This is a genomic window from Allobranchiibius sp. GilTou38, from assembly GCF_017565325.1.
GTDB classification, from domain to species: domain Bacteria; phylum Actinomycetota; class Actinomycetes; order Actinomycetales; family Dermatophilaceae; genus Allobranchiibius; species Allobranchiibius huperziae.
Genome location: NZ_JAGEKN010000015.1, coordinates 45,449 through 67,150 on the forward strand (window position 1 = coordinate 45,449; position 21,702 = coordinate 67,150).

At 69.3% G+C, this 21,702-nt stretch carries 20 protein-coding genes; 13 read left to right on the forward strand and 7 right to left on the reverse strand.

All coding sequences use genetic code 11. The features are described 5' to 3' along the window. Positions 1–13 precede the first annotated feature (13 nt). The gene (locus tag JOB34_RS16125; RefSeq protein ID WP_208053657.1) at positions 14–472 is read right to left on the reverse strand and encodes a MarR family transcriptional regulator; all 459 of its coding nucleotides are present in this window, start codon (positions 470–472) and stop codon (positions 14–16) included. A 68-nt stretch (positions 473–540) separates the two neighbouring features. Between JOB34_RS16125 and JOB34_RS16130 the strand changes: the two genes are divergently transcribed. From JOB34_RS16130 to JOB34_RS16140, 3 genes are all read left to right on the forward strand, one after another. Beyond that, the gene (locus tag JOB34_RS16130; RefSeq protein ID WP_208053658.1) at positions 541–909 is read left to right on the forward strand and encodes a VOC family protein; all 369 of its coding nucleotides are present in this window, start codon (positions 541–543) and stop codon (positions 907–909) included. A gap of 100 nt (positions 910–1,009) precedes the next feature. Further along, positions 1,010–2,014, forward strand: coding sequence for an aldo/keto reductase family protein (locus JOB34_RS16135; protein ID WP_208053659.1), 1,005 nt, complete (start codon positions 1,010–1,012; stop codon positions 2,012–2,014). 65 nt (positions 2,015–2,079) lie between these two features. Beyond that, complete coding sequence (locus tag JOB34_RS16140) at positions 2,080–3,591, forward strand: amino acid permease (RefSeq protein ID WP_208053660.1); 1,512 nt, start codon at positions 2,080–2,082, stop codon at positions 3,589–3,591. 12 nt (positions 3,592–3,603) lie between these two features. Here the strand turns inward: JOB34_RS16140 and JOB34_RS16145 are convergent, their stop codons facing one another. Then, positions 3,604–5,817 carry an MMPL family transporter gene (locus JOB34_RS16145; protein ID WP_208053661.1) on the reverse strand — a complete coding sequence of 738 codons (2,214 nt, stop codon included), beginning with the start codon at positions 5,815–5,817 and terminating at the stop codon, positions 3,604–3,606. A gap of 109 nt (positions 5,818–5,926) precedes the next feature. Here JOB34_RS16145 and JOB34_RS16150 point away from each other — a divergent pair, with 109 nt between their 5' ends. From JOB34_RS16150 to JOB34_RS16185, 8 genes are all read left to right on the forward strand, one after another. Then, on the forward strand, positions 5,927–6,544 hold the full coding sequence (locus JOB34_RS16150; protein WP_208053662.1) for a TetR family transcriptional regulator: 618 nt from the start codon (positions 5,927–5,929) through the stop codon (positions 6,542–6,544). 105 nt (positions 6,545–6,649) lie between these two features. Then, positions 6,650–7,606 carry an acyl-ACP desaturase gene (locus JOB34_RS16155; RefSeq protein ID WP_208053663.1) on the forward strand — a complete coding sequence of 319 codons (957 nt, stop codon included), beginning with the start codon at positions 6,650–6,652 and terminating at the stop codon, positions 7,604–7,606. Beyond that, positions 7,607–8,368, forward strand: a complete 762-nt coding sequence (locus tag JOB34_RS16160; protein ID WP_208053664.1) for a TRIC cation channel family protein — start codon at positions 7,607–7,609, stop codon at positions 8,366–8,368. It abuts the gene before it with no gap. Continuing rightward, entirely contained in the window at positions 8,365–9,636 is a 1,272-nt protein-coding gene (locus JOB34_RS16165; protein ID WP_347813899.1) for an amidohydrolase, read from the forward strand. Before JOB34_RS16160 ends, JOB34_RS16165 begins: the two co-directional genes overlap by 4 nt. 126 nt (positions 9,637–9,762) lie before the next feature. After that, positions 9,763–11,979 (forward strand): glutaminase family protein, encoded by a 2,217-nt coding sequence (locus JOB34_RS16170; RefSeq protein ID WP_208053665.1) that lies wholly within the window; start codon positions 9,763–9,765, stop codon positions 11,977–11,979. A gap of 371 nt (positions 11,980–12,350) precedes the next feature. Further along, entirely contained in the window at positions 12,351–12,842 is a 492-nt protein-coding gene (locus JOB34_RS16175) for a hypothetical protein (protein ID WP_208053666.1), read from the forward strand. 61 nt (positions 12,843–12,903) lie between these two features. Continuing rightward, positions 12,904–13,635, forward strand: coding sequence for a response regulator transcription factor (locus JOB34_RS16180; RefSeq protein ID WP_179483457.1), 732 nt, complete (start codon positions 12,904–12,906; stop codon positions 13,633–13,635). Then, complete coding sequence (locus tag JOB34_RS16185) at positions 13,632–15,083, forward strand: HAMP domain-containing sensor histidine kinase (RefSeq protein WP_208053667.1); 1,452 nt, start codon at positions 13,632–13,634, stop codon at positions 15,081–15,083. Before JOB34_RS16180 ends, JOB34_RS16185 begins: the two co-directional genes overlap by 4 nt. A gap of 2 nt (positions 15,084–15,085) precedes the next feature. On the opposite strand, the gene JOB34_RS16190 is transcribed toward JOB34_RS16185, so the two are convergent. The 5 genes from JOB34_RS16190 to JOB34_RS16210 are packed head-to-tail and all read right to left on the reverse strand — an operon-like array spanning position 15,086 to position 18,218. After that, a complete protein-coding gene (locus JOB34_RS16190; RefSeq protein ID WP_208053668.1) occupies positions 15,086–15,298 on the reverse strand; it encodes a ferredoxin in 213 nt (70 codons plus the stop codon). After that, entirely contained in the window at positions 15,285–16,367 is a 1,083-nt protein-coding gene (locus JOB34_RS16195; protein WP_208053669.1) for an NADH-ubiquinone oxidoreductase-F iron-sulfur binding region domain-containing protein, read from the reverse strand. The genes JOB34_RS16190 and JOB34_RS16195 overlap by 14 nt, the downstream gene beginning before the upstream one ends. Then, a complete protein-coding gene (locus JOB34_RS16200; protein ID WP_208053670.1) occupies positions 16,364–16,927 on the reverse strand; it encodes a ferric reductase-like transmembrane domain-containing protein in 564 nt (187 codons plus the stop codon). Before JOB34_RS16200 ends, JOB34_RS16195 begins: the two co-directional genes overlap by 4 nt. Further along, positions 16,924–17,901, reverse strand: a complete 978-nt coding sequence (locus JOB34_RS16205) for an FAD:protein FMN transferase (RefSeq protein ID WP_208053671.1) — start codon at positions 17,899–17,901, stop codon at positions 16,924–16,926. Before JOB34_RS16205 ends, JOB34_RS16200 begins: the two co-directional genes overlap by 4 nt. Then, entirely contained in the window at positions 17,898–18,218 is a 321-nt protein-coding gene (locus tag JOB34_RS16210; protein ID WP_208053672.1) for a hypothetical protein, read from the reverse strand. Before JOB34_RS16210 ends, JOB34_RS16205 begins: the two co-directional genes overlap by 4 nt. Before the next feature lie 204 nt (positions 18,219–18,422). Between JOB34_RS16210 and JOB34_RS16215 the strand changes: the two genes are divergently transcribed. Both JOB34_RS16215 and JOB34_RS16220 read left to right on the forward strand, forming a co-directional pair. Continuing rightward, positions 18,423–20,501 carry a lectin gene (locus JOB34_RS16215; RefSeq protein ID WP_208053673.1) on the forward strand — a complete coding sequence of 693 codons (2,079 nt, stop codon included), beginning with the start codon at positions 18,423–18,425 and terminating at the stop codon, positions 20,499–20,501. 125 nt (positions 20,502–20,626) lie between these two features. Then, positions 20,627–21,658, forward strand: a complete 1,032-nt coding sequence (locus JOB34_RS16220) for an LLM class flavin-dependent oxidoreductase (protein ID WP_208053674.1) — start codon at positions 20,627–20,629, stop codon at positions 21,656–21,658. Positions 21,659–21,702: the final 44 nt, after the last annotated feature.

A 21,702-nucleotide genomic window follows, 5' to 3' on the forward strand; every position in this document is an offset into this window, starting at 1 on the left:
GGGCCCGGCTGGTTCACACAGCATCGTCCCCGTCGTGCAGCGACCGGACCATGCTGCGCAGGATCCGCAGCGCGTCCGACGTCTCGCCCGGGGTCAGACCGCTCAGCATCCTGACCTCGACGGATCGGATGGCGGCGGTCGCCTTCGCGAGGCTCCGTCGCCCGCGCGGCGTCAACCGCGCAGGCAGGACCTTCCCCACCGCGGCCTCCGTCGGCCTGGTCACGTAGCCGTCGCGTTCCAGGGCCTGCAGCAGCACGTTCATCGACTGCCGTGTCACGAAGGCGCCTCGGGCGAGTTCGGAATTCGAGAGGCCCGGGCGCTGGGCGAGCAACTCGAGGCAGGAGTAGTGCGTCACGGTCATCCCCAGCGGCCTCAGCACCGCCTCCATCTCTGAGCGCAGGGCGCTGGAGGCCTCTTTGAGCAGGTAGCCCAGCGACGTCTCCAGGTCGATGCCAGGTCCGTCTTGACTCATGTCAGTATTCTGACATACGGTCCCTCGTGTCAGATTACTGACACGCCACGGAAAGTAGGACGATCATCATGCCCGTCACCGGCCCCGACTTCATCTCGCTCCAAGCTCGCGACCTCGACGCCTCGCAGGCGTTCTACGAGCAGTACCTCGGTCTCGTCCGATCCCCCGTCGGCCCTCCCCACGCCGTCGTCTTCGACACCAAGCCGATCGCGTTCGCTTTGCGGGACATCGTCCCCGGCACCGATCTGGCGTCCGTCCCGCAACCCGGCATCGGCGCCGCCATCTGGCTGCACGCCACTGACGTGCAGGCCATGCACGACGCCCTCGCCGCGGACGGCCACACGATCGTGAGCGCGCCGATCGACGGCCCGTTCGGACGCACGTTCACCTTCGCCGACCCCGACGGCTACCAGGTCACGCTGCACGACAAGGCCTAGGACGACGGTCGCCGCGCCCCTGGAACGGGGCGTGGCACGTTTCCGACCCGTCGCCTACCCCGGGAGACACACGTCGCACCACGCGACTACGGTCGAAATCATGGACTTTCGATACCTCGGCAACAGCGGACTGAAGATCTCCGAGATCACCTACGGCAACTGGCTGACCCACGGCTCCCAGGTCGAGGACGACATGGCGGTGCGGTGCGTGCGCGCCGCTCTCGACGCCGGCATCACCACCTTCGACACCGCCGACGTCTACGCGAACGGCGCCGCGGAGAGTGTGCTCGGCCGGGCCCTGGCCGGCGAACGCCGCGAGGGGATCGAGATCTTCACCAAGGTCTACTTCCCGACGGGTCTGAAGAAGCACAACGACACCGGCTTGTCCCGCAAGCACATCCGCGACTCGATCGACGCGTCGCTGCGGCGGCTGCGCACCGACTACATCGACCTCTACCAGGCGCACCGCTACGACCACGAGACGCCGCTGGAGGAGACGATGCAGGCGTTCGCCGACGTCGTGCGGTCCGGCAAGGCCCTCTACATCGGGGTCAGCGAATGGACGGCCGACCAGTTGCGCGCCGGCCACGCGCTCGCGCAGGAGCTCGGCATCCAGCTCATCTCCAACCAGCCGCAGTACTCCATGCTCTGGCGGGTCATCGAGGACCAGGTCGTGCCGACGTCCAAGGAGCTGGGCATCTCCCAGATCGTCTGGTCCCCCATCGCGCAGGGCATTCTCACCGGCAAGTACCAGCCCGGCCAGCAGCCGCCGGCGGACAGCCGCGCTGCCGACGAGAAGGGCGGCGCCGACATGATCAAGCGCTTCATGAACGACGAAACCCTCACGGCTGTGCAGAAACTCGTGCCCATCGCCAAGGACCAGAACCTCTCGATGGCGCAGCTCGCGGTGGCCTGGGTGCTGCACAACGACAACGTCGCCGCCGCCCTCATCGGCGCGTCGAAGCCGGAGCAGGTCACCGACAACGCAGGCGCCGCCGGCGTCACCCTCTCACCCGACGTCCTCACCTCGATCGACGAGGCGTTGGGCGCGCTACCCGAGAAGGACCCCGGCAAGACGAGCTCACCCAAGGAACGTCTCGTTTGAGGCACGAATGCCCGCGGGCGTTGCCAACCTGAGCAATTCCTGAACATCCTCGCTACGCTCCGGCGATGGGATTCTCCACGCTGGTGCGGACCAAGGATGTCGACACCGTCATCCACCAGAACGACGAGGGCGGCGCGGACCATCACGCGAAGCTCGGGAAGAGCCTCGGTGCCCGAGACCTGATGGGTTTCGGGATCGGCATCGTGATCGGCACCGGCATCTTCACCCTGACGGGAGTGGAGGCCAAGAACCACGCGGGGCCGGCAGTGGTGATCTCATTCGCCATCGCCGGCATCATCAGCATGCTCGCGGCGTTGTGCTACGCCGAGCTCGCCGCCGCGGTGCCGACCGCGGGCAGTTCCTACACGTACGCGTACACCACGATCGGCGAGATCTTCGCGTGGATCATCGCGTGGGACCTGATCCTGGAGTTCGCGCTGGGCGCGGCGGTGGTCGCGCGCGGCTGGTCGGGCTACCTGCAGTCGTCGTTCAACCTGCCGCAGGCGTTCTTCGGCGAGGAGCACTCCGTCGTCAACCTCGGCGCCGTCTTCATCGCCGGCATCCTGGGCGTGATCGCTGCGGTCGGCATCCGCGAGTCCAAGTGGGTCACCAACGCGCTCGTCGCGATCAAGGTGTCCATCTGCATCTTCGTGATTGTCGTCGGCATCTTCTTCGTCAAGGCCGCCAACTACAAGCCCTACATCCCACCGTCCCGTCCGGACACCACAGGGGCCTCGGGCCTGTCCCAGCCGCTGTGGCAGTGGGCTTCCGGCTCGCACGCCACGGCGTACGGCCTGACCGGCGTGCTCGTCGCGACCGCCGTGGTGTTCTTCGCCTACAGCGGGTTCGAGGCGGTGGCCAACCTCGGCGAGGAGACCAAGGATCCGGCCAAGGACATGCCGCGCGGCCTCATCGGCACCCTGGTCATCTGCACGGTCCTCTACCTTGCCGTGTGCGCCGTGCTCACCGGGATGGTGAAGTACACCGGCCTGTCCGAGGGCGCCCCGATCTCCGACGCGTTCAAGCAGGTCGGCATGGGCTGGGCGAACGTCGTCATCGGCATCGCCGCCGTCTGTGGGCTGAGCTCGGTGATCCTGGTCGACATCGTGGCCATGGGCCGCATCGGCTTCGCCCTCTGCCGTGACGGGCTGCTGCCCCCGGCCGTCGGCCAGGTCCACCCGAAGTTCAAGACGCCGTTCCGCATCACCATCTTCACCACCATCGCTGTCTGCATCCTCGGCGCGTTCGTGCCGCTCGCGACCCTCGCGGAGATGGTCAGCATCGGCACTCTCTTCGCGTTCGTGGTGGTCGCGATCGCGGTTGCCGTGCTGCGGCGCACGAAGCCGAAGATGAAGCGGCCGTTCCGCACCCCGGCCATCCCATGGCTGCCCATCGTGTCCGCGCTCGCCTGCGTGGCCCTGATGAGCAGCCTGGCCGTCGAGACGTGGATCCGGTTCCTCATCTGGCTCGTCATCGGACTCGTGGTCTACGCGTTCTACGGCCGCAAGCACTCCCGCCTCGCCACCGGCGAGAAGGCCATCGCCGGTGTGGATGACGCCGACCCCGTCGACGCCTGACCTGACCTCCTCCTAGGACGGACGACCGGCATGTCGGGGCACCCTCGGGTGCCCCGACTCCGTCTCGGGCTCCGGTTCGAGATGCGGCAGTGCCCGGTCCAGCCAGGCCGGCAGCCACCAGTTGCTCCTGCCGAGAAGGAACATCGTCGCCGGCACGATGATCAACCGGATGACGGACGCGTCCAGGAGCACGCTGACGCCGAGACCGAGCGCGAGCATCTTGATCACCACGTTGGTGGACAGCAGGAACGAGAAGAAGACGCTCGCCATGATCAGCGCCGCGCAGGTGATGACCTTGGCGGTCACCGCCATCCCGTCTGCGACGCTGCGGCCGTTCTCCCCGGTGGCCACCCACCGTTCGCGAATGCGTGAGAGCAGGAAGACCTCGTAGTCCATCGACAACCCGAAAACGATGGCGAACATCATCATCGGCACGTAGGACTCGATCGGGACCTTCTCGTGGACGCCGAGCAGCGAACCGCCCCAACCCCATTGGAAGACGGCGACGACGACGCCGTAGGCCGCGGCGATCGAGAAGAGGTTCGCGAAGGCTGCCTTGAGCGCCAGCATCGGACTGCGGAAGCTCGCGAGGAGCAGGACGAACGAGGCCGCGACCACCACCGCGATGATGACGGGCAACCGTGCGGCGACCTGATCGCGGAACTCCAGGTTGCCGGCGAGGGTGCCGGTGACATACCCCGTCGACTTCGATCCGGCGAGCGCGGACGGCAGCGTGGTGTCGCGCAGCGTCTTGATCAACGCATCCGTCTTGGCGTCTTGGGGGCTGGTGGTGGGGATGACGTTCGCGACCAGGAGCTTCCCGTCTGACGTCGGCTGGGGCGTGGTCACGGACGCCACGCCGTGAGTCGATGCGAGGTCCTTCTGCAGCGTCGAGCCGAGCTGCTGCGCCGAGGTCGTGGATGTCCCGGACGGCAGCTGCACGACGATCGCGACGGGCCCGTTGGCACCGACGCCGAAACCCCTGCTGATGGCGTCGTAGGCGCGGGCATCTGTGTACGACGAGGGGTCGGCGCCCTCGTCGACGTGCCCGATCGTCATCGACAGCACCGGGATCGCGATGATCGTGAGGAAAGCCAGGCCTGAGACCAGGTAGATCCAGGGACGTCGTTCGACGTGGACTGCGTACCGGTGCCACACCGTCTCGGCACCCGTGACGTCGCTCTCCGCGCTCGGCGCGCGCACCCGCAACCGATCGATCGAACGACCGGCGAGTCCGAACATCGCCGGGACGAGGGTCACGGACGCCGCGGCGGCGACCGCGACGGCGATCGACGCGGCCGCGCCGAGCTTGCCGATGAAGGTGATGCCGGAGGCGAACAGCCCGAGCATCGCGATGACCACCGTGACGCCGGCGATCAGCACGGCCCGACCGCTGGTCGCCGTCGTGAGACCGGCTGACTCCACCGGATCCATACCGTCCATCACGTGCTGGCGGTGGCGGGTCGTGAGGAACAGCCCGTAGTCGATACCGACGCCCAACCCGATCATCACGGCCAAGGTGGGCGATACCGAAGCGAACTCGGTGGCGGCCGCGACGACTCCGAGGAGACCGAGACCGGTCGCCACCCCGATGGCCGCCGTCACGATGGGCAGTCCCGCGGCGTACACGCTGCCGAAACCGATCAGCAGCACCAGGATCGCCACCCCGATCCCGATCAGTTCCGAGGTCAGGTGGGCGTTCTCGGGACGCGCCGCCTGGCCGAGGACGCCGCCGTAGTCCACGTGCACCCCGACGCTGCGCGCTGGAGCGACCGCGTCGTCCACCGACCGCACGTACGACGACCCGAGGGTCGCGGGGTTCACGTCGAAGTGCACGACCGCGTACGACGTGCGGCCGTCCTTGGACGTCGTCGGGTCACCCACCGACAGCACGTGCGGCAGCCTGCCGACGTTCTGGGCGGAGGAAGTGATCTGGCTGGAGTGCTGCGTCAGCGAACCCGTGGACACCGTGAAGACCAGTTGGCCGCTCTGGCCGCCGGAGGATGGTGCATGCTGCTTCAGCAACGCCCCGCCCTGCTGGGCCGACGAGCCGGGCAGTGAGAAGTCGTCCGAGTACGACGACCCGACGGCGCGGTCCGCGATGGTCGCGCCGGCGAGCAGTGCCAGCCACACCACCAGAACGACCCAGGCGTGGGACGCGCAGAAGCGCCCCATCCGGTACATCGAGCCCTGTGCCGTCTGCGGTGGATCGTCGGCGGTGCCCATCAGCGACTCGAAGGTCCGCCGAAAGAAGGGGTCACCACACCCCGACAAAGTGTCATGACTGACAGTAAGACTAAAATGTCACAGGTGACAAGATCTGGAGTGAGCCCGGATGAGTGAAGAGCCCGGCCGTCGTGAGGCGAACAAACGCGCAACCCGGGAGGCACTCCAGCAGGCCGCAGACCGGCTCTTCGCCGAGCAAGGGTATGAGCAGACGACGGTGCGCGACATCGCCGCAGCCGCGAAGGTGACCCCTCGCACCTTTTTCCGCTACTTCGGTGGCAAGGAGGAGCTCATCGTCGACGAGGCGCTCAGCTGGTTGCCGCGGCTGACCGCCGCCATCCGCCGGCGCCCGGCCGGCGAGCAGCCGCTCGCCGCCGTCCTGCACGCCCTCGCGGACGTGTCCGCCCAACTGCGGGATCAGGGGTTGCCCGCGCCGGTGCTGCTCTTCGCGGACGGGCCGCCGAGCACTCGGCTGCGGCTGCGGGGACCGGCTCTGCTGCTGCGCTTCGAGGAGGGCATCGCCGGCGCCGTGCTCGACCGCCTCTCGATCGACCGCACGGAGGACGATGAGTTGCGCTACGAGAGCGATGTGTACGCGCGTGCCGCGGTCGCGGCCATGCGCAGCGCGATGATCAGAGACTGGGCACAGCGCGCCCGCGGCGATGTGGACCCCGTGCCGCTGCCGGAACTGATGCGCACGGCGTTCGCCCTCGTCGCGTCCGCCTGACCCGTCCTGATCGATCCGACCGACAGTGAGAATCGCAGACGGCAGGCACCTGCAGCGGTGAAAGCGGAGGTCCCCCGAACCGACCGACCGGCGTACTGTCGAAACATGAGCACAGCACCCGCCCATCTGCTCGAGGAGCTCGAGCCCGTCGTCGCGCAGAACCTCGACCGACACCTCGGGCTCGCCCAGGAATGGCACCCTCACGACTACATCCCATGGAGCGAGGGTCGCGACTTCGCCGCGATGGGAGGCGAGGACTGGGCGCCGGAGCAGTCCCGGCTGTCCGAGGTCGGCAAGGCCGCGATGATCACCAACCTGCTCACCGAGGACAACCTGCCCTCTTACCACCGGGAGATCGCGACCCGCTTCGGACGCGACGGTGCCTGGGGCACCTGGGTGGGGCGCTGGACGGCGGAGGAGAACCGGCACGGCATCGCGATGCGCGACTACCTGGTCGTGACCCGCGGAGTGGACCCGGTCGAGTTGGAGCGGGCCCGGATGGACTACATGACCTCTGGTTACGACTCGGGCGACAAGACGCCGCTGGAGGCGGTCACCTACGTCTCGTTCCAGGAGCTAGCGACGCGGGTGTCGCACCGCAACACCGGCAAGGTCACCGGCGACCCGGTCGCCGACAAGCTGCTGGCGCGGATCTCCAAGGACGAGAACCTGCACATGGTCTTCTACCGCAACATCGTGGAGGCCGCCCTGCAGATCGCGCCCGACGCGACCATGCGCGCGATCGCCGACGAGGTGATCGGCTTCGAGATGCCCGGCGCGACGATGGCCGGCTTCCGCCGCAACTCGATGATGATCGCCAAGGCCGGCGTCTACGACCTGCGGCTGCACCACGACGAGGTCATCGCCCCGATCCTGAAGTACTGGAACGTCGACGGGCTGACCGGGCTCGGCCCGGAGGGTGAGAAGGCGCGCGAGGAGCTGGGGGCCTTCATGGCCGGCCTGGATGAGCAGGCGAGCCGTTTCGTGGAGCGCCGTGCCGAGGGCCGGGCCCGGGCCGCCGCACGCTCCGAAACCGGCGAGACGCCCGATATCGCCAGCTGAATGTACGGGTCGGGGCATCTGACCGAGCTGTTCCGGGTGCTCGACCTGACGGGAGTGCTCGCCAACGCGACCCTCGGTGGAGTCATCGCGCGCGCCGAGAAGCTGGACCCCTTCGGTTTCGCGACCCTCGCGGTTCTGTCGGGGCTCGGCGGCGGGATCATCCGTGACGTGCTGCTGCAACACGGCACCCCGGTGGCTTTGACCGACTACGCCTACCTCGTGACGGCCCTCGTCGGCGCGGCCATCAGCTTCGTCATCCGCGTGCAGGGTCGCGCCTGGGACCGGGTCTGGCCGATCATCGACGCGGTCGCCCTCGGCACCTGGGCCGCGGCCGGCGCAGCCAAGACCCTTGCGGCCGGGCTCGGCTGGCTGCCGGCGGTGCTGCTCGGCATGATCACCGCGGTCGGCGGCGGAGTGGTGCGCGACGTCGTGCTGCGCCGCATCCCCGGAGTGCTCGGCGGCAACACCCTCTACGCGACCTGCGCGCTCGGCGCCGCCGGTGTGCTCGTGCTGCTGTCGACGAACGGCCACCCGACCGTCGGCCTCGTCGCGGCGACGATCTTCGGCGCCGGGCTCTGCATCATCGCGAGGTGGCGCGGCTGGATGCTGCCGAGCGCCGACGCCTGGTCACCGGCACGGGTGGTGCCGCCGGCCTACCGCCAGCGGATCCGGCATCGCATCGACCCCGAAGCCCGCCAGCGTCGGCGGGCGGCTCAGACCGACTCCGCACCTGAGACCGCCCGACCCGAGGAGACGCCGTGAACGACGCCACTCCCGCAGCACGAGTCCTGCAGGGTCTGCCGGAGCACCGCGCGGACCTGGAGCACTTCTACCGCCACCTGCACCAGCACCCGGAGCTGTCCCATCAGGAGAGCGCCACCGCGGCGAGAGTGGATGAGCGACTGCGTGATTCCGGATACGACGTCACCACCGGCATCGGGGGCACCGGCGTGGTGGGGGTGCTCCGCAACGGCGACGGGCCGCGGGTGCTGCTGCGCGCGGACATGGACGCGCTTCCGGTCGAGGAGGACACCGGGCTGGACTACGCCAGCACGGTCACCACGACCGATGCCGAGGGCGACACCGTCCCGGTGATGCACGCGTGCGGTCACGACGTGCACGTGACCGCGCTCCTCGGCGCGGCCGCGCTGATGGCGGCCGCCCGCGATCAGTGGAAGGGCACGCTGGTGGCGCTCTTCCAGCCGGCCGAGGAGGTCGGCGACGGCGCACGCAGGATGGTCGAGGACTCCGGATTCGTAGACGCCGTCGGGGCGGTCGACGTGGCCCTGGCTCAGCACGTGATGCCGATCCCCGCGGGCATCGTCGGCACTCGCCCCGGAGCGATCCTGTCGGCTGCGGACAGCATGCGCGTCACCGTGCACGGTCGCGGCGCCCACGGCTCGATGCCCCGGTCCGCCGTCGACCCCGTCGTGCTCGCGGCCATGATCGTCGTGCGCCTGCAGACCGTCGTGTCCCGCGAGATCGCGCCGACCGAGCCCGCGGTGCTCACCATCGGCAGCGTGCGAGCCGGCACCAAGAGCAACGTGATCGACGACCACGCGGTCCTCGAGCTCAACGTGCGCACCTACAACGAGCAGACCCGCACCGCCGTGCTCGACGTCGTACGCCGGATCGTCACGGCCGAGTGCCAGGCCTCGGACACCCCGAAACCGCCGGAGTTCGAGCTGTTCGACCGTTTCCCTGTCACCACCAACGACGCCGTGACGACCGAGAAGGTCGCCGCGGCGTTCGCCGACCACTTCGGCGAGCAGCATGTCGATGCACCGCTGGAGAGTGCGAGCGAGGACTTCAGCGACCTGCCCAGGGCACTCGGCGTGCCCTACACCTACTGGATCTTCGGAGGCGTGGACCCCGAGAAGTATCAGGCGGCGACGGACGCGGGGCGGGTCGCGCAGGACATCCCCGTCAACCACTCACCGTCCTTCGCGCCGGTCGTCCAGCCCACGCTCGACACCGGCGTGCAGGCGTTGGTCGTCGCTGCTCTGGCCTACCTGGGCGTCGACGGTTGAGCGGCAGATGTGACCGTTTTCCGTCGAGATACGTCTTCAAGAATCAAACTCGGTCAATAACAGTCACAATGTGAATGGTATTGACGGGTCTTGACACGTTTGTGGATGCGGGTGGAATGTGCCCGTATGACCGATAGAGAGCCTGTAGATCAGACATCGGGTACCTCCCCTGCCGGACGGGTCACGGCAGAGCACTCGCGACGCAACTTCCTGACCCTGGCCGGTGCGGCGGGACTGGGCGTCGCCGCCACCGGGTGGGCGTTGACGCCGGAGGCCTACGCCGCCTCGGCCACCGGGACGCCCGCGCCGTCGGCCGCCAAGGGTGGCCGCACCGCCGCCCCCACCTTCACTCCCATCCGACCGCCGGCGACGCCGCTGGCCGTGCGGTCGCCCTATCTGAGCACCTGGATGGCCACGGACAATCTGCCGGGCACCTGGCCGACGTTCTGGACCGGGCGGATCACCGCGATGGCCGGCATCGCGCAGATCGACGGCACGGCGTACGTGTTCCTCGGCGCTCCCGCGCTGCCGAACACCGATCCGCTGCCGACGATGCGGCAGGTCAGTCTGACGGTCACCAGCACCTCGTCGGTCTACACGTTGGAGGAAGCCGGCGTGCGGGTGACGGTCACCTTCTTCTCACCTGTCGAGCCCGGTGATCAGCGCCGTCAGAGCGCGCCGCTCAGCTACATCTCCGCGACGGCGAAATCGGTCGACGGGAAGGCGCACGACGTGGGCCTGTACTTCGACATCTCGGGTGAGTGGGGCTATGGCGACACCTCGGCGGAGATCACCTGGGCCCAGACCGACATCGGCACCGGCGCCAACCGGCTGATCAACCTCAACTACACCCCGGCGAACCCGAACGTGCTGGCGGAGACGAATGACACGGCCAGCTGGGGCACGATGGTGTGGACCACCCAGCATCGTTCCGGCCTCACCTACCAGATCGGCGAGGACAACGTCGTCCGGGCACGCGTCGTGAACGGCGGAGCGCTCGACGGCAGCATCGACACCGCCCAACCACGCGCGATCGACGACCGGTGGCCGGTCTTCGCCTTCCACCTCGATCTGGGCAGCGTTCGCGCCGCGACCGAACCGATGGTCATCTCGATCGGTCACGTGCGCGAGCCCGCGGTCAGTTACCTGACCACACCGCTCGCTCCCCGATGGAAGACCTACTTCGCGGTGTGGCAGGACATGGTCGCCTTCTTCCACCGCGACTGGTCTGCGGCATCGAAGCGCGCCACGAACCTGGACGACCGGATCCGCAGCGCCGCGCGGAAGGCGGGCGGCACCCAGTACGCCGCTCTGGTCGCCACCGCGCTGCGTCAGGCCTACGCCGGCACCGAGCTGGTCACCGCTCCCGACGGCAAGGCGTGGGCGTTCCTCAAGGAGATCTCCAGCGACGGCAACGTCTCCACCGTCGACGTCACCTATCCGTGCATGCCGGTGTTCCTCTACCTCGACCCGGCCTACCTCGGCGCCATCCTGGAACCGATCCTGCAGTACGCCGAGACCGGCGGATGGCCCAAGCAGTTCGCCGAACACGACCTGGGAGCGCACTACCCGAACGCCGACGGCCACAACGACGGCAACGAGGAGGACATGCCGGTCGAGGAGTCGGCCAACATGCTGATCATGTCCGCGGCCTACCTGCAACGCGCGGACGCCGCGGCGGCCCGGAAGTTCGCCACGGCGCACTACACGATCCTCAAGCAGTGGAGCGACTACCTTGTCGGCAATGCGCTCGACCCGGGCTACCAGAACCAGACCGACGACTTCACCGGCTTCATCGCCCACAGCGTCAACCTCGCGCTGAAGGGCATCGTCGGGATCGGCGCGATGAGCGTCGTGGCGACCACGGCGGGCAAGAGCGGCGATGCCACGCACTACCTCGGGGTTGCCCGGGACTACATCAAGCAGTGGGTGACCAAGTCCACCGACAGCGGCGGCAAGCACCTCAAACTCGCCTACGACCAGGACGGCACCTGGAGCCTGAAGTACAACGGGTACGCCGACAAGGTCCTCGGCCTCGGTCTGGTCCCGACCACCGTCGCCGCGGAGGAAGCCCGCTGGTACCTGGCGCGAGCCGGCACCTACGGCGTGCCGCTGGACATCCGGCACACCTACACCAAGGCCGACTGGGAGATGTGGACGGCGGCGTGGCTGTCCGATCGACCCAAGATCACCAGTCGCCTCATCCAGGGGCTCTACACCTTCGGGAACACCACGCCGTCCCGGGTGCCCTTCAGCGACTGGTACGACACCACGACCGACCGGCAGAGCGGATTCCAGGCGAGGCCCGTGGTGGGAGGGTTCTACGCGCTGCTGACCGTGTGAGGGACGGCTTCCTCCTACGGGACGGGAACGGCGGGTGCGGCGGTGTCGTCGCATCCGCCGTTCTGCGTGGTCCACCGCCTGCCACCACCTGGAGCCGGGCGCTTTCGAGACGACCCACAGCCTGCGCAGAGCAGACCCAGAACTAGCGCCAGCAACCTTGGGAGGGTGCTGAGTTCGGACTGTCAGGGAGCGGTGTAGGACCGTGTCGACCTCTATCGCCGGTTCGTCGGCGCACCCCGATCAGGGGCTGGACGGCACGACGGGCAACCGACGTCTGACCGCCACGACGGGAATGCTGCTGCTCCTTCTCCTGGCGGTCGAGGGCGTGACGGTCCTTTCGGATCCGCGACCTGATCACGATCCACGTCTTCGTGGGTCTGCTGCTGGTGCTCCCCGTCCTCTGGAAGATGGCGACCACCGGGTACCGGTTCGTGCGCTACTGCACCGGCGACGAGGCGTACGTCCGACGCGGCGCACCACCGCTCGTCCTGCGAGCGCTCGGGCCGTTGATGATCCTCACCACCCTCGCGCTGTTGGCGACCGGGATCACCCTGCTCCTGCAGGGCCCCGGCCACCGCGGTCCGTGGCGCCTACTGCACAAGGCGTCCTTCTTCGCGTGGGTCGCGGTCACCCCGCTGCACGTGCTGGGACATCTGCGCGAGGCCGTGGTCGAGTCCTGGCACGATCTACGTCCCGGGGCCGAGGATGCCGACGGGCGCCCACGCCTCATCCGTCGGCTCACCCTCGTCGCGGTGCTGCTGCTCGGCGTCGGGTTCGCGACCGTCGTGTATCCGGCCGCCGCGTCATGGACCGCCGGTCAGGGGTTCCGTCGTGACGGACCAGGCATCGGACATCGGCGGTGACGCGCTCCGCGCGGACTCGTAGCTCCCTGCACATGTGGTGGGCGCCGATACCGTGACATCCATGTGCCCAGCCGTCGGCTCGCCTCCGACAGCAGCGGACGGTCGCCGATTGCGGGTGCTCGTGGTGGAGGACGAGGCCGGTCTCGCCGAGGCCCTGGTCGCCGCGTTCGACTTCCGCGGCTGGGATGCCGAGAGCGCGGTGACGATCGATCAGGCGACCAAGACGGTCCAGCTGCGGGCACCTGACCTCGTCGTGCTCGACGTGATGCTGCCCGACGGCAGCGGATTCGATCTCCTCACCACGCTGCGCGCGCGCAACCCTCAGCTGGCGGTCCTCTTCCTCACCGCGCGGGACGCGCCGCAGGACCGGGTGCACGGCATCGAGCTCGGCGGCGACGACTACATCACCAAGCCGTTCGACCTGTCCGAGGTGCTCGCACGCTCGCAGGGGCTCATGCGCCGCGCCGGCCTGCTGCGACAGCAGCAGGGCAATCAGCTGCAGGTGGCCGACCTGCTGATCGACGTCGACGGTCACGAGGCGCGGCGCGCCGGTGAGCTGATCACCCTCACGGCGACCGAGTTCGCGCTGCTCCGGTATCTCGCCGGTCACCAGCGCCGGGTCCTGTCGAAGGAGGAGCTGCTGCGCAAGGTCTGGGGCAGCGACTTCGACGGCACCTCGCACGTCGTGGAGCTCTACGTCAGCTATCTGCGCAAGAAGGTCGATGCCGGTCGGGAGCCGCTCATCCACACGGTCCGCGGCGCCGGATACGTGATGCGGCCGCCACTGACATGAGGCTGCGACCACGGACGCTGACCTCACGACTGGCCCTGCTGCTCGCCACCCTCGCGCTGCTCGCCGGCACGATCGCGGGCGTCGCGGCGACGTTCGGCATCCGCGCGTTCCTGATGGACCAGCTCGACAACGAGCTGCACCAGGCATCGGCACGCAACATCACGCTGAAGTCACCGCACGGCGACAGCGACCACGACCGCGACAACCGGGGCGGCGACCCCGCCAGCAACGCAGGACTCCCGCCGGGCACGATCACCGGCCAGGTCTCGAACGGTGCGATCACCGAGCTGGTGGTCGCGGCCGACCTCGACGGCGATCACCTGCCCACTGCCGCCGACCGCGCGGCGGTGCAGAAGGTGGTGTCCGCCTCTAATCCGAGGACCGTGCGGCTGCCCTCTCTCGGGGACTACCGGGTGCTCACCAGCCGGACTCCGGACGGTGCCCAGCTGGTGACCGGGGTTCCTCAGGGCCGGGTCGACCACACGATCCGCGAGCTGATCGTCCTGGAGACCGTGGTGCTCGCCGTGGTCGTCCTGCTGGTGGCCGGGGTGGGCGCGTTCGCCGTACGACGGTCGATGCGCCCGTTGCAGCACCTCGCCACCGTCGCCCGCCGGGTCACGCAGCTGCCGCTGGAATCAGGGCAGAGCCGGATCGACGTGCGCGCCGAGGAGCTGCGCGAACCGACCGAGGTCGCCCAGGTCGGCCGTGCCATGAACGCCATGCTCGGGCACGTGGATCTCGCGCTGGCCCAGCGGGACGAGAGCGAACAGCGCCTTCGGGATTTCGCCGCCGACGCGAGCCACGAGCTGCGTACGCCGCTCGCGGTCGCCCGCAGCCATGCCGAGCTGCTGCGGGAGTACACAGCGTCGACCCAGCTGCCGGAGCAGGTGCACCGCTCCCTGCAGCGCATCACCGACGAGACCGGACGGATGGCGAGCATCGTCAACGACCTGTTGCTGCTGGCGCGGCTCGACCGGGAGGTCACCGAACGGCGCGAGGACGTCGACCTCACGTGGATCCTGCTGCAGGCGGTCGACGACGCCCGCGTCACGGCGCGCGACCACCACTGGGGACTGACCATGCCCGAGGAGCCCGTGCTCGTCCGCGGCGACGAGGAGCAGTTGCGCCGCCTGGTCGGCAACCTGGTGGCCAACGTGCGGATGCACACCGGCGAGGGCACGGTCGCGACCTGCGTCCTGGAGCGCAACGGTGACCGGGTGATCCTGCGGGTGCACGACACCGGCCCCGGTTTCCCACCCGAGCTGCTCGACCAGGCGCACCTGCGGTTCGCCCGCGCACGGCACCGGCAGGAGAGCATCGAGAGCACCGGGCTGGGTCTCGCGATCGTGCAGGCCGTCGCGCGTTCGCACGACGGATCCCTGGAGATCACCAGCGTCCCGGGTGACACGACGGTCACGGTGGTCCTGCCGGTGTCGCCGCAGGAGTGACCTCAGCGGTCCCGGGCGAGGAGGAGCGCGCGGGCCGGGCACTGCTCGACCAGCACCCGGGCCTCGGCGCGGCTCAGCGTCAGCCGCGACGGCACGGGGTAGCCGAACTCGTCCAGCTCGACGGCACCCCCCGAGACCACGGCGCACACGCCGTGCGCGGTGCAGGCGACCCGGTCGACGACGATCTGGTCCTCGCCCCGCTTATCGCGCCGCACCGGCCCACTCCTTGGTCAGGGCGCACCGACCCGCGAGGTGAGCCTCCACCTCGGCGGTGAACGTGCGCAGCCCCGATGCGACGAATCGTGAGACACCGTCGGGGAATCGGCACGCTCCCCGCCCGGGCAGCATGCCCAGGCGATGGTGCAGGTCGAGCATCTCCTCCGGCGGGAGAGCACCGTCGGCGAGGCGCTCGAGCTGCTCTGCGACGGCCGGTACGCCGAACATGCACGGGCCGCACTGGCCGGCCGACTCGCCGGCCGCGAAGGTCGCGATGCGCGAGAGGTGGTCGATCGGGCAGGACCGGCGATCCAGCACATGCACGGCACCGGTGCCGGTCGGGACGCCGTACGGCGCGAGCCCGGCATCGGACCAGGTCGCCGTCCACGCGTCGTGACCACGCAGCCAGCCGCCGCTCATCCCGGAGATCCCGACGCCTTGCACGTCGAGCGCACCGGCGGCATCGAGCAGATCGCGCAGGGGGATGCCGGCCTCGGCGTCGTAGACCCCCGGACGTTCGACGTTCCCGCCCATCGTCACCAGACGCGGGCCGGGTTCCTCGGCCGTGCCGAAACCGCGGAACCATGCCGCGCCGTGCCGCTCGATCTGACTGACCCGCCACACGGTCTCGGCGTTCAGCACGAGCGTCGGACGCAACCGTCGGCCCTGGGCGTCCCGCCCGCCGGTCGAGATCGGCGCCAGTCGCGTGATCGGCCGGGCGCGCCCGCCGTGCAGCAGGTTGACCAGCGCCGACTCCTCCGAGGCGACGTACCGGGACGGCACCGAGAGGACCCGGAGGCCGGCGTCGTGCAGGCGCCGTTCGGTCTCGCTGCCGCGATGGGCCGCCCACCGGGTGCGGCGGGCGAGCAGGCCGGCGCCGTGCTGCAGGGCATCCAGATGCTCGGCGACGACCAGGGCGTCCTTGTGCACTCCGATCTCCCCGTCGCAGGCGTTGACGATCAGGTCCGCACCGGCGTCGAGCGCCGACTGCAGCTTGATGCTCGTGGGGAAGCGAGCGCCGCCCCGACCGGTCAGGCCGGCCTGCTCCAATAGGGTCACCAGGCTCATGTCCACTCCTGACGTAGGACCTCGCGGCGCCGTGCGCTGTCGTGATGCGACCCGGCGATACGCCAGATCACCACGATCCCGCCGGCGACCGCGCAGGCGATCGTGGTGCCGCGCAGCAGCGGCTCGTTCGAGGTGCCCATGGCGATCCCGTGCCAGAGCGTGAGAGGCCACATCGCGAACGTCGAGCGGTGCACGACGCGCCAGACCCGCTGGCTGATGCGGTGGCGCAGCAACGAGGTCGCCATGACCGCCGCGAGGACGTCGACGCTCAGGGTGCCGAGCCCGACCAGGAAGCGGCGATAGGGCGAGGTGAACGGGACGAACGCCGAGATCAGGTCGATGTGCACATAGGTCTCGGCGACGGCGGTCGCGATGTGCAGGACCAGGAAGGTGAGCATGCCGAGAGCAAGGCTGCGGTGCACACCCTGGATCACCGTCGTACGTTCGCCGGCGCGCTGCCGGGCACCGGACAGCACCAGGCCCAGGATCATGACGACCGTCATGAGCACGATGCTGAGCGTGCCCGTCGCTCGCGAGACGTACCAGAGAGTCTCGTTCACGACGCGCTCCGATCCTGCCGCGCGGGCATCGGCCAGCCCGGCGTGCGCGACACGTCGCCGGACTGCCCGACCAGCCGGGCCGGAATGGCCCGCTCGGTCAACCAGGTGACCGCCGCGTCGCCGAGCACGCAGGAGGCGGTCGTGGCGGTGTTCGCCTCGAGTGCCGAGGCGGCGACACAGGTGACCCGCCGCCACGTGTGCGGCACGGATCGGGCCGTCCTGGGGTCGATGAGGTGATGGTGTGGACCGTCGGGGAGCTGCCAGTGGCGACGGTCGGTGCCCGACGTCGCGACACCCTGGGTCGTCACCGAGATCCGTTGCGGCACAGTGCCGTCCTCGTCCTCGACGGCGATCGCCCAGCCGCCGACCGGTGGTGGCCCGGCGACGGCGATGTCTCCCCCGAGGTCGACCAGGAACCCACCGGTGAGCGTCCTCGCCAACTCGTCGGCGACGCGGTCGGCCATCGAGGCCTTGCCGGTGGCGCCGAGGTCGATCAGGGTGCCGGCTGCGACGGTGACCGTGCCGGCCCGGTGATCCAGCGTGAGCTCGGACAGGGTGCTGCGCGGGCCGGGCGTCGAGGCTCGCCCCGATCGGCCGTCGCCGACGCTCGCCGGTGAGTCCGCAGCGGTCCGCGCGAGGACCTCCGCGAAGTCAGCGTCGTAGCCGATGCGTTCCATCGCGGCCCCGAGGGTGGGGTCGACGAGCCCGTCGGTCACGTCCGCCGCCCAGAGCGCGTCGTCGAGCAGGGACAGCAGGAGCGGGGACGCGGGCAGCGTCACTGTGCCGGCGGCGCCGGCCGCGGGCGCGACGGACAGCACCGAGACCTCCGAGTCGGGTCTGAACCGCGACGCCACCGCATCGAGGTCGGCGATCGCCCGGTCCACCATGAGACGAGCCGAGGGCAGCTCGTCCGGCCGCGTGGCGACGATCCGGCAGTCGACGCCGATTGCCCGGAACTGCGCGAACGCGTTCATGACGAGTGCGTCTGAGCCTGCGTCGACTGCGTCGTGGCCGGGGTGGTGACCGACGGGACGCTGCTGAACGTGCTCGTGCTCGAGGTCTTGCTCGGGGTCTTGGTGGACGTGCTGCTGGAGGTGCTGCTCGTCGACGAGCTGGTCGTCGAGGACGAGCCTGTCGTGCTCGGCGCAGAGGTGGAGGTCGTCGTCGTACCGGACCCGGCGTTCGCCGGGGTCGCGATGGCGAGATGCCCGACGAGGGCGAGACCACCGATGGCGCTCACGCCGATCGCCGTGCGGGTGATGCGCTGCGCGCGTCGGAGTGCGGGAATCATGAGAGGTCCTTCGGTCGGGAACGTCTCAAGCCTCTCGGCGCAACTTCTCAGCCGCATCAGCGTCGGCTATGGGCTTGCTGCGGCGCGTCGCGGATATGGCCGACGTCCCCTCACCCGTTCTCGCCCTCCCGCGGTTAGGCTCCGAATGTGGCCGCGTTCCGGTCGGTTCCATTCCCGCGCACTGTCGATGCTCCGAGGAATCCCATGTCGAGATCACGTCGGCCACTCGCCCTCCTCACGGCCCTGATCACGGCGGCCGCGATGTGCCTGGCGTCCCTCATCGCCGCCGCCGGGCCGGCATCGGCCGCGACCGCCACACCGATCCGTGGCGTGCAGTCCGGTCGGTGCCTGGATGTCTCAGGGGCGAGCCTGAAGCCCGGTACGCACGTCGAGCTGTACGACTGCCATGGCTCGGCGAACCAGGCGTGGACCGCGACGTCCGCCGGTGAGTTGCGTGTCTTCGGAACGCAGCGCTGCCTGGACGTCGGCGGGAAGAGTCGCCAGGCCGGGGCCGTCCTGGAGAGCTACACCTGCAACGGCGGGGCCAACCAGCACTGGACGATCAGGGCCGACCATCACATCGTGAGCGCCCTGACCGGCTACTGCCTCGACGCGCTGCAGGGCGCGACCGCCAACGGGTCGCAGGTCAGCGTGTGGCCCTGCACGACGGGCACGAATCAGCAGTGGACGACGACGTCGGGGACCGACACCCAGGCGCCGAGCGTGCCGGCGGACCCGCGCGTCAGCAACCTGACCTGTGACTCGGTCACCTTCGCCTGGAACGCCGCCACCGACAACGTCGGCGTCACGGCGTACGACGTCTACCACGACGGGCAGCTCATCAAATCGGTGTCGGGCAGCACTCTGAGCACCGGTCTGACCGTCGTGCCCGGCGCCGCCTGGGGCCTCTACGTCAATGCCCGGGACGCCGCGGGCAACGTCTCGCAGGCGAGCGCGACCGTCCCCATCACGCCGCCGCAGTGCCAGGTCGACACCCAGAAGCCGACGTCGCCGACCGGTCTGTCCGCGACTGCGTCGGGGACGACCATCGACCTGCGGTGGACGGCGTCCACCGACAACGTCGGGGTGCGCGCGTACGACGTCCTGCGGGGCGGTGTGAAGGTCGGCACCGTCAACGGCACCGCGTCGATCGCTCCGGTCACGACCTTCACCGACAGTGGACTGGCCGCCAGGACGACCTACAGCTACACCGTCACGGCCCGCGACGCGGCCGGCAACGCGTCGGCCCCCAGCACCGCGGCATCCGCGACGACCGGTGCCGCCTGCACCGACGCGGTCTGCTCGGTCACCCAGGTGACGACCGACACCGACATCCCATGGGGTCTCACCACCCTGCCGAACGGCGACGTCCTCTACACCCGCCGCGACGCGCACACGATCGTCGAACTGAACCCGAGCACGGGCGCCAAGATCACCGTCGGCACGGTGCCGGGGGTGGATGAGACGGACGGCGAGGGCGGCCTGCTCGGTCTGGCGATCGCGCCGACGTTCAGCAGCGATCACTGGCTCTACATCATGCACACCTCCACCACGGACAACCGGGTCGTGCGGATCAAGCTCAACGGCACCACGCTGGACACCTCCAGTGAGCAGGTGCTCCTGAAGGGGATCCTGCGTAACAAGTTCCACAACGGCGGCCGGCTGCGCTTCGGCCCGGACGGCAAGCTCTACATCGCGACCGGCGACGCGCAGAACGGCGACAACGCACAGAACATCGACGGCCTCAACGGCAAGGTGCTGCGGATCAACCCCGACGGCACCATCCCCACCGACAACCCGTTCAAGAACGCCGTCTGGAGCTACGGGCACCGCAATCCCCAGGGCCTCGCGTTCGACTCACAGGGGCGGCTCTGGGAGCAGGAGTTCGGCAACTCGGTGATGGACGAGACCAACCTCATCGTCAAGGGCGGCAACTACGGCTGGCCGGCGTGCGAGGGCACCAGCGGCACCTGCGGCACCGCCGGGTTCATCGCGCCGAAGCACACCTACCCGACCGCGGACGGGTCGTGCTCGGGCATCGCCATCGTGGACGACGTGCTGTACGTCGCCTGCGAACGTGGCGAGCGGCTCTACCGCGAGGTCATCAGCGGCAGCAGCCTCACCGACGTACAGCAGCTCTTCGTCGGCACCTACGGGCGGTTGCGCACGGTCGAACCGGCGCCGGGCAAGGCGCTCTGGCTCACCACCACCAACCAGGGCGACAAGGACAGCATCGCGAACAACAGCAATGAGAAGATCTTCAAGGTGACCCTCGGCAGTTGACCGCCCGCGTCGGGGAGGCACGCCGGGCGGGCGCCCCGGTGCCGCCCATCGATACCCTGCGCTCGAACGCACGAGAGGGCCCGAGACCGTTCTCCGGCCCCTCGACGTCCTGAGTGGAGGCAGCAGTGAGCGGTCGGGTCGAGTTCGGGTTGGACACCTTCGGTGACCGGACCGTCGACGCGCAGGGCGCGCTCCTGCCGTATCCGCAGGTCATCCGAAACGTGGTGGAGCAGGCCGTGCTCGCCGATCGCTGCGGCGTCGACTTCATCGGCATCGGCGAGCACCACCGCGCCGACTACGCGATCTCGGCGCCCGACGTGGTCCTCGCGGGGATCGCGACCCGCACCGAGCGGATCCGACTGGGGTCGGCCGTCACGGTGCTGAGTTCGGACGACCCGATCCGCGTCTTCGAGCGGTTCTCCACGATCGACGCCCTGTCGGGCGGACGCGCGGAGGTGATCCTCGGGCGGGGCTCCTTCACCGAGTCGTTCCCGCTCTTCGGCTTCGACCTCGGCCAGTACGAGGAGCTCTTCGCGGAGAAGCTGGACCTCTTCGCCGAGCTGCTCGCGGAGAAGCCGGTTACCTGGAGCGGGGAGCTGCGGCCACCACTGGTCGACCAGGACGTCTACCCGAAGACCGCCGGTGGCCTGAAGGCATGGATTGCCGTCGGCGGCACGCCACAGTCCGTCGTACGCGCCGCGAACTACCGAATCCCGTTGATGTTGGCCGTGATCGGCGGCCCCGCAGACCGGTTCACGCCGTTCGTGCAGATCTACCGCCGTGCCAACGAGCAGCTCGGTCAGCCGCAGCTCCCGATCGGCCTGCACTCACCGGGCCACATCGCCGACACCGACCAGGAGGCGCGCGACCAGCTGCGCGAGCACTGGATCACCAATCGCAACAAGATCGGCTCCGAGCGCGGCTGGCCCCCGGCGCGCCCCGGCGACTTCGAGCGCGAGATCGAGCAGGGCGCGTTGTACGTCGGTTCGCCGGAGACCGTGTCGGCGAAGATCGCGGCCACCGTCCGCACGCTCGACGTCGACCGGTTCGACCTGAAGTACTCCAACGGGCCACTGCCCCACGAGCACTCGATGCGTGCGATCGAGCTCTACGGCACGCAGGTCATCCCCCGGGTGCGCGAGCTGCTGTCGGAGTAGCGAAGGGACCGGCACCCAATCCTCGCGGCCTGCCCAGGGCTGCT

What these genes read in the sequence shown, in the direction of transcription:
- JOB34_RS16170 (WP_208053665.1), top strand. Translation starts at nt 9,763, where the DNA reads ATGACCGATAGAGAGCCTGTAGATCAGACATCGGGTACCTCCCCTGCC.
- JOB34_RS16140 (WP_208053660.1), top strand. Translation starts at nt 2,080, where the DNA reads ATGGGATTCTCCACGCTGGTGCGGACCAAGGATGTCGACACCGTCATC.
- JOB34_RS16125 (WP_208053657.1), bottom strand. Translation starts at nt 472, where the DNA reads ATGAGTCAAGACGGACCTGGCATCGACCTGGAGACGTCGCTGGGCTAC.
- JOB34_RS16205 (WP_208053671.1), bottom strand. Translation starts at nt 17,901, where the DNA reads ATGAACGCGTTCGCGCAGTTCCGGGCAATCGGCGTCGACTGCCGGATC.
- JOB34_RS16160 (WP_208053664.1), top strand. Translation starts at nt 7,607, where the DNA reads ATGTACGGGTCGGGGCATCTGACCGAGCTGTTCCGGGTGCTCGACCTG.
- JOB34_RS16210 (WP_208053672.1), bottom strand. Translation starts at nt 18,218, where the DNA reads ATGATTCCCGCACTCCGACGCGCGCAGCGCATCACCCGCACGGCGATC.
- JOB34_RS16215 (WP_208053673.1), top strand. Translation starts at nt 18,423, where the DNA reads ATGTCGAGATCACGTCGGCCACTCGCCCTCCTCACGGCCCTGATCACG.
- JOB34_RS16195 (WP_208053669.1), bottom strand. Translation starts at nt 16,367, where the DNA reads ATGAGCCTGGTGACCCTATTGGAGCAGGCCGGCCTGACCGGTCGGGGC.
- JOB34_RS16180 (WP_179483457.1), top strand. Translation starts at nt 12,904, where the DNA reads ATGTGCCCAGCCGTCGGCTCGCCTCCGACAGCAGCGGACGGTCGCCGA.
- JOB34_RS16145 (WP_208053661.1), bottom strand. Translation starts at nt 5,817, where the DNA reads ATGGGCACCGCCGACGATCCACCGCAGACGGCACAGGGCTCGATGTAC.
- JOB34_RS16155 (WP_208053663.1), top strand. Translation starts at nt 6,650, where the DNA reads ATGAGCACAGCACCCGCCCATCTGCTCGAGGAGCTCGAGCCCGTCGTC.
- JOB34_RS16185 (WP_208053667.1), top strand. Translation starts at nt 13,632, where the DNA reads ATGAGGCTGCGACCACGGACGCTGACCTCACGACTGGCCCTGCTGCTC.
- JOB34_RS16150 (WP_208053662.1), top strand. Translation starts at nt 5,927, where the DNA reads ATGAGTGAAGAGCCCGGCCGTCGTGAGGCGAACAAACGCGCAACCCGG.
- JOB34_RS16130 (WP_208053658.1), top strand. Translation starts at nt 541, where the DNA reads ATGCCCGTCACCGGCCCCGACTTCATCTCGCTCCAAGCTCGCGACCTC.
- JOB34_RS16135 (WP_208053659.1), top strand. Translation starts at nt 1,010, where the DNA reads ATGGACTTTCGATACCTCGGCAACAGCGGACTGAAGATCTCCGAGATC.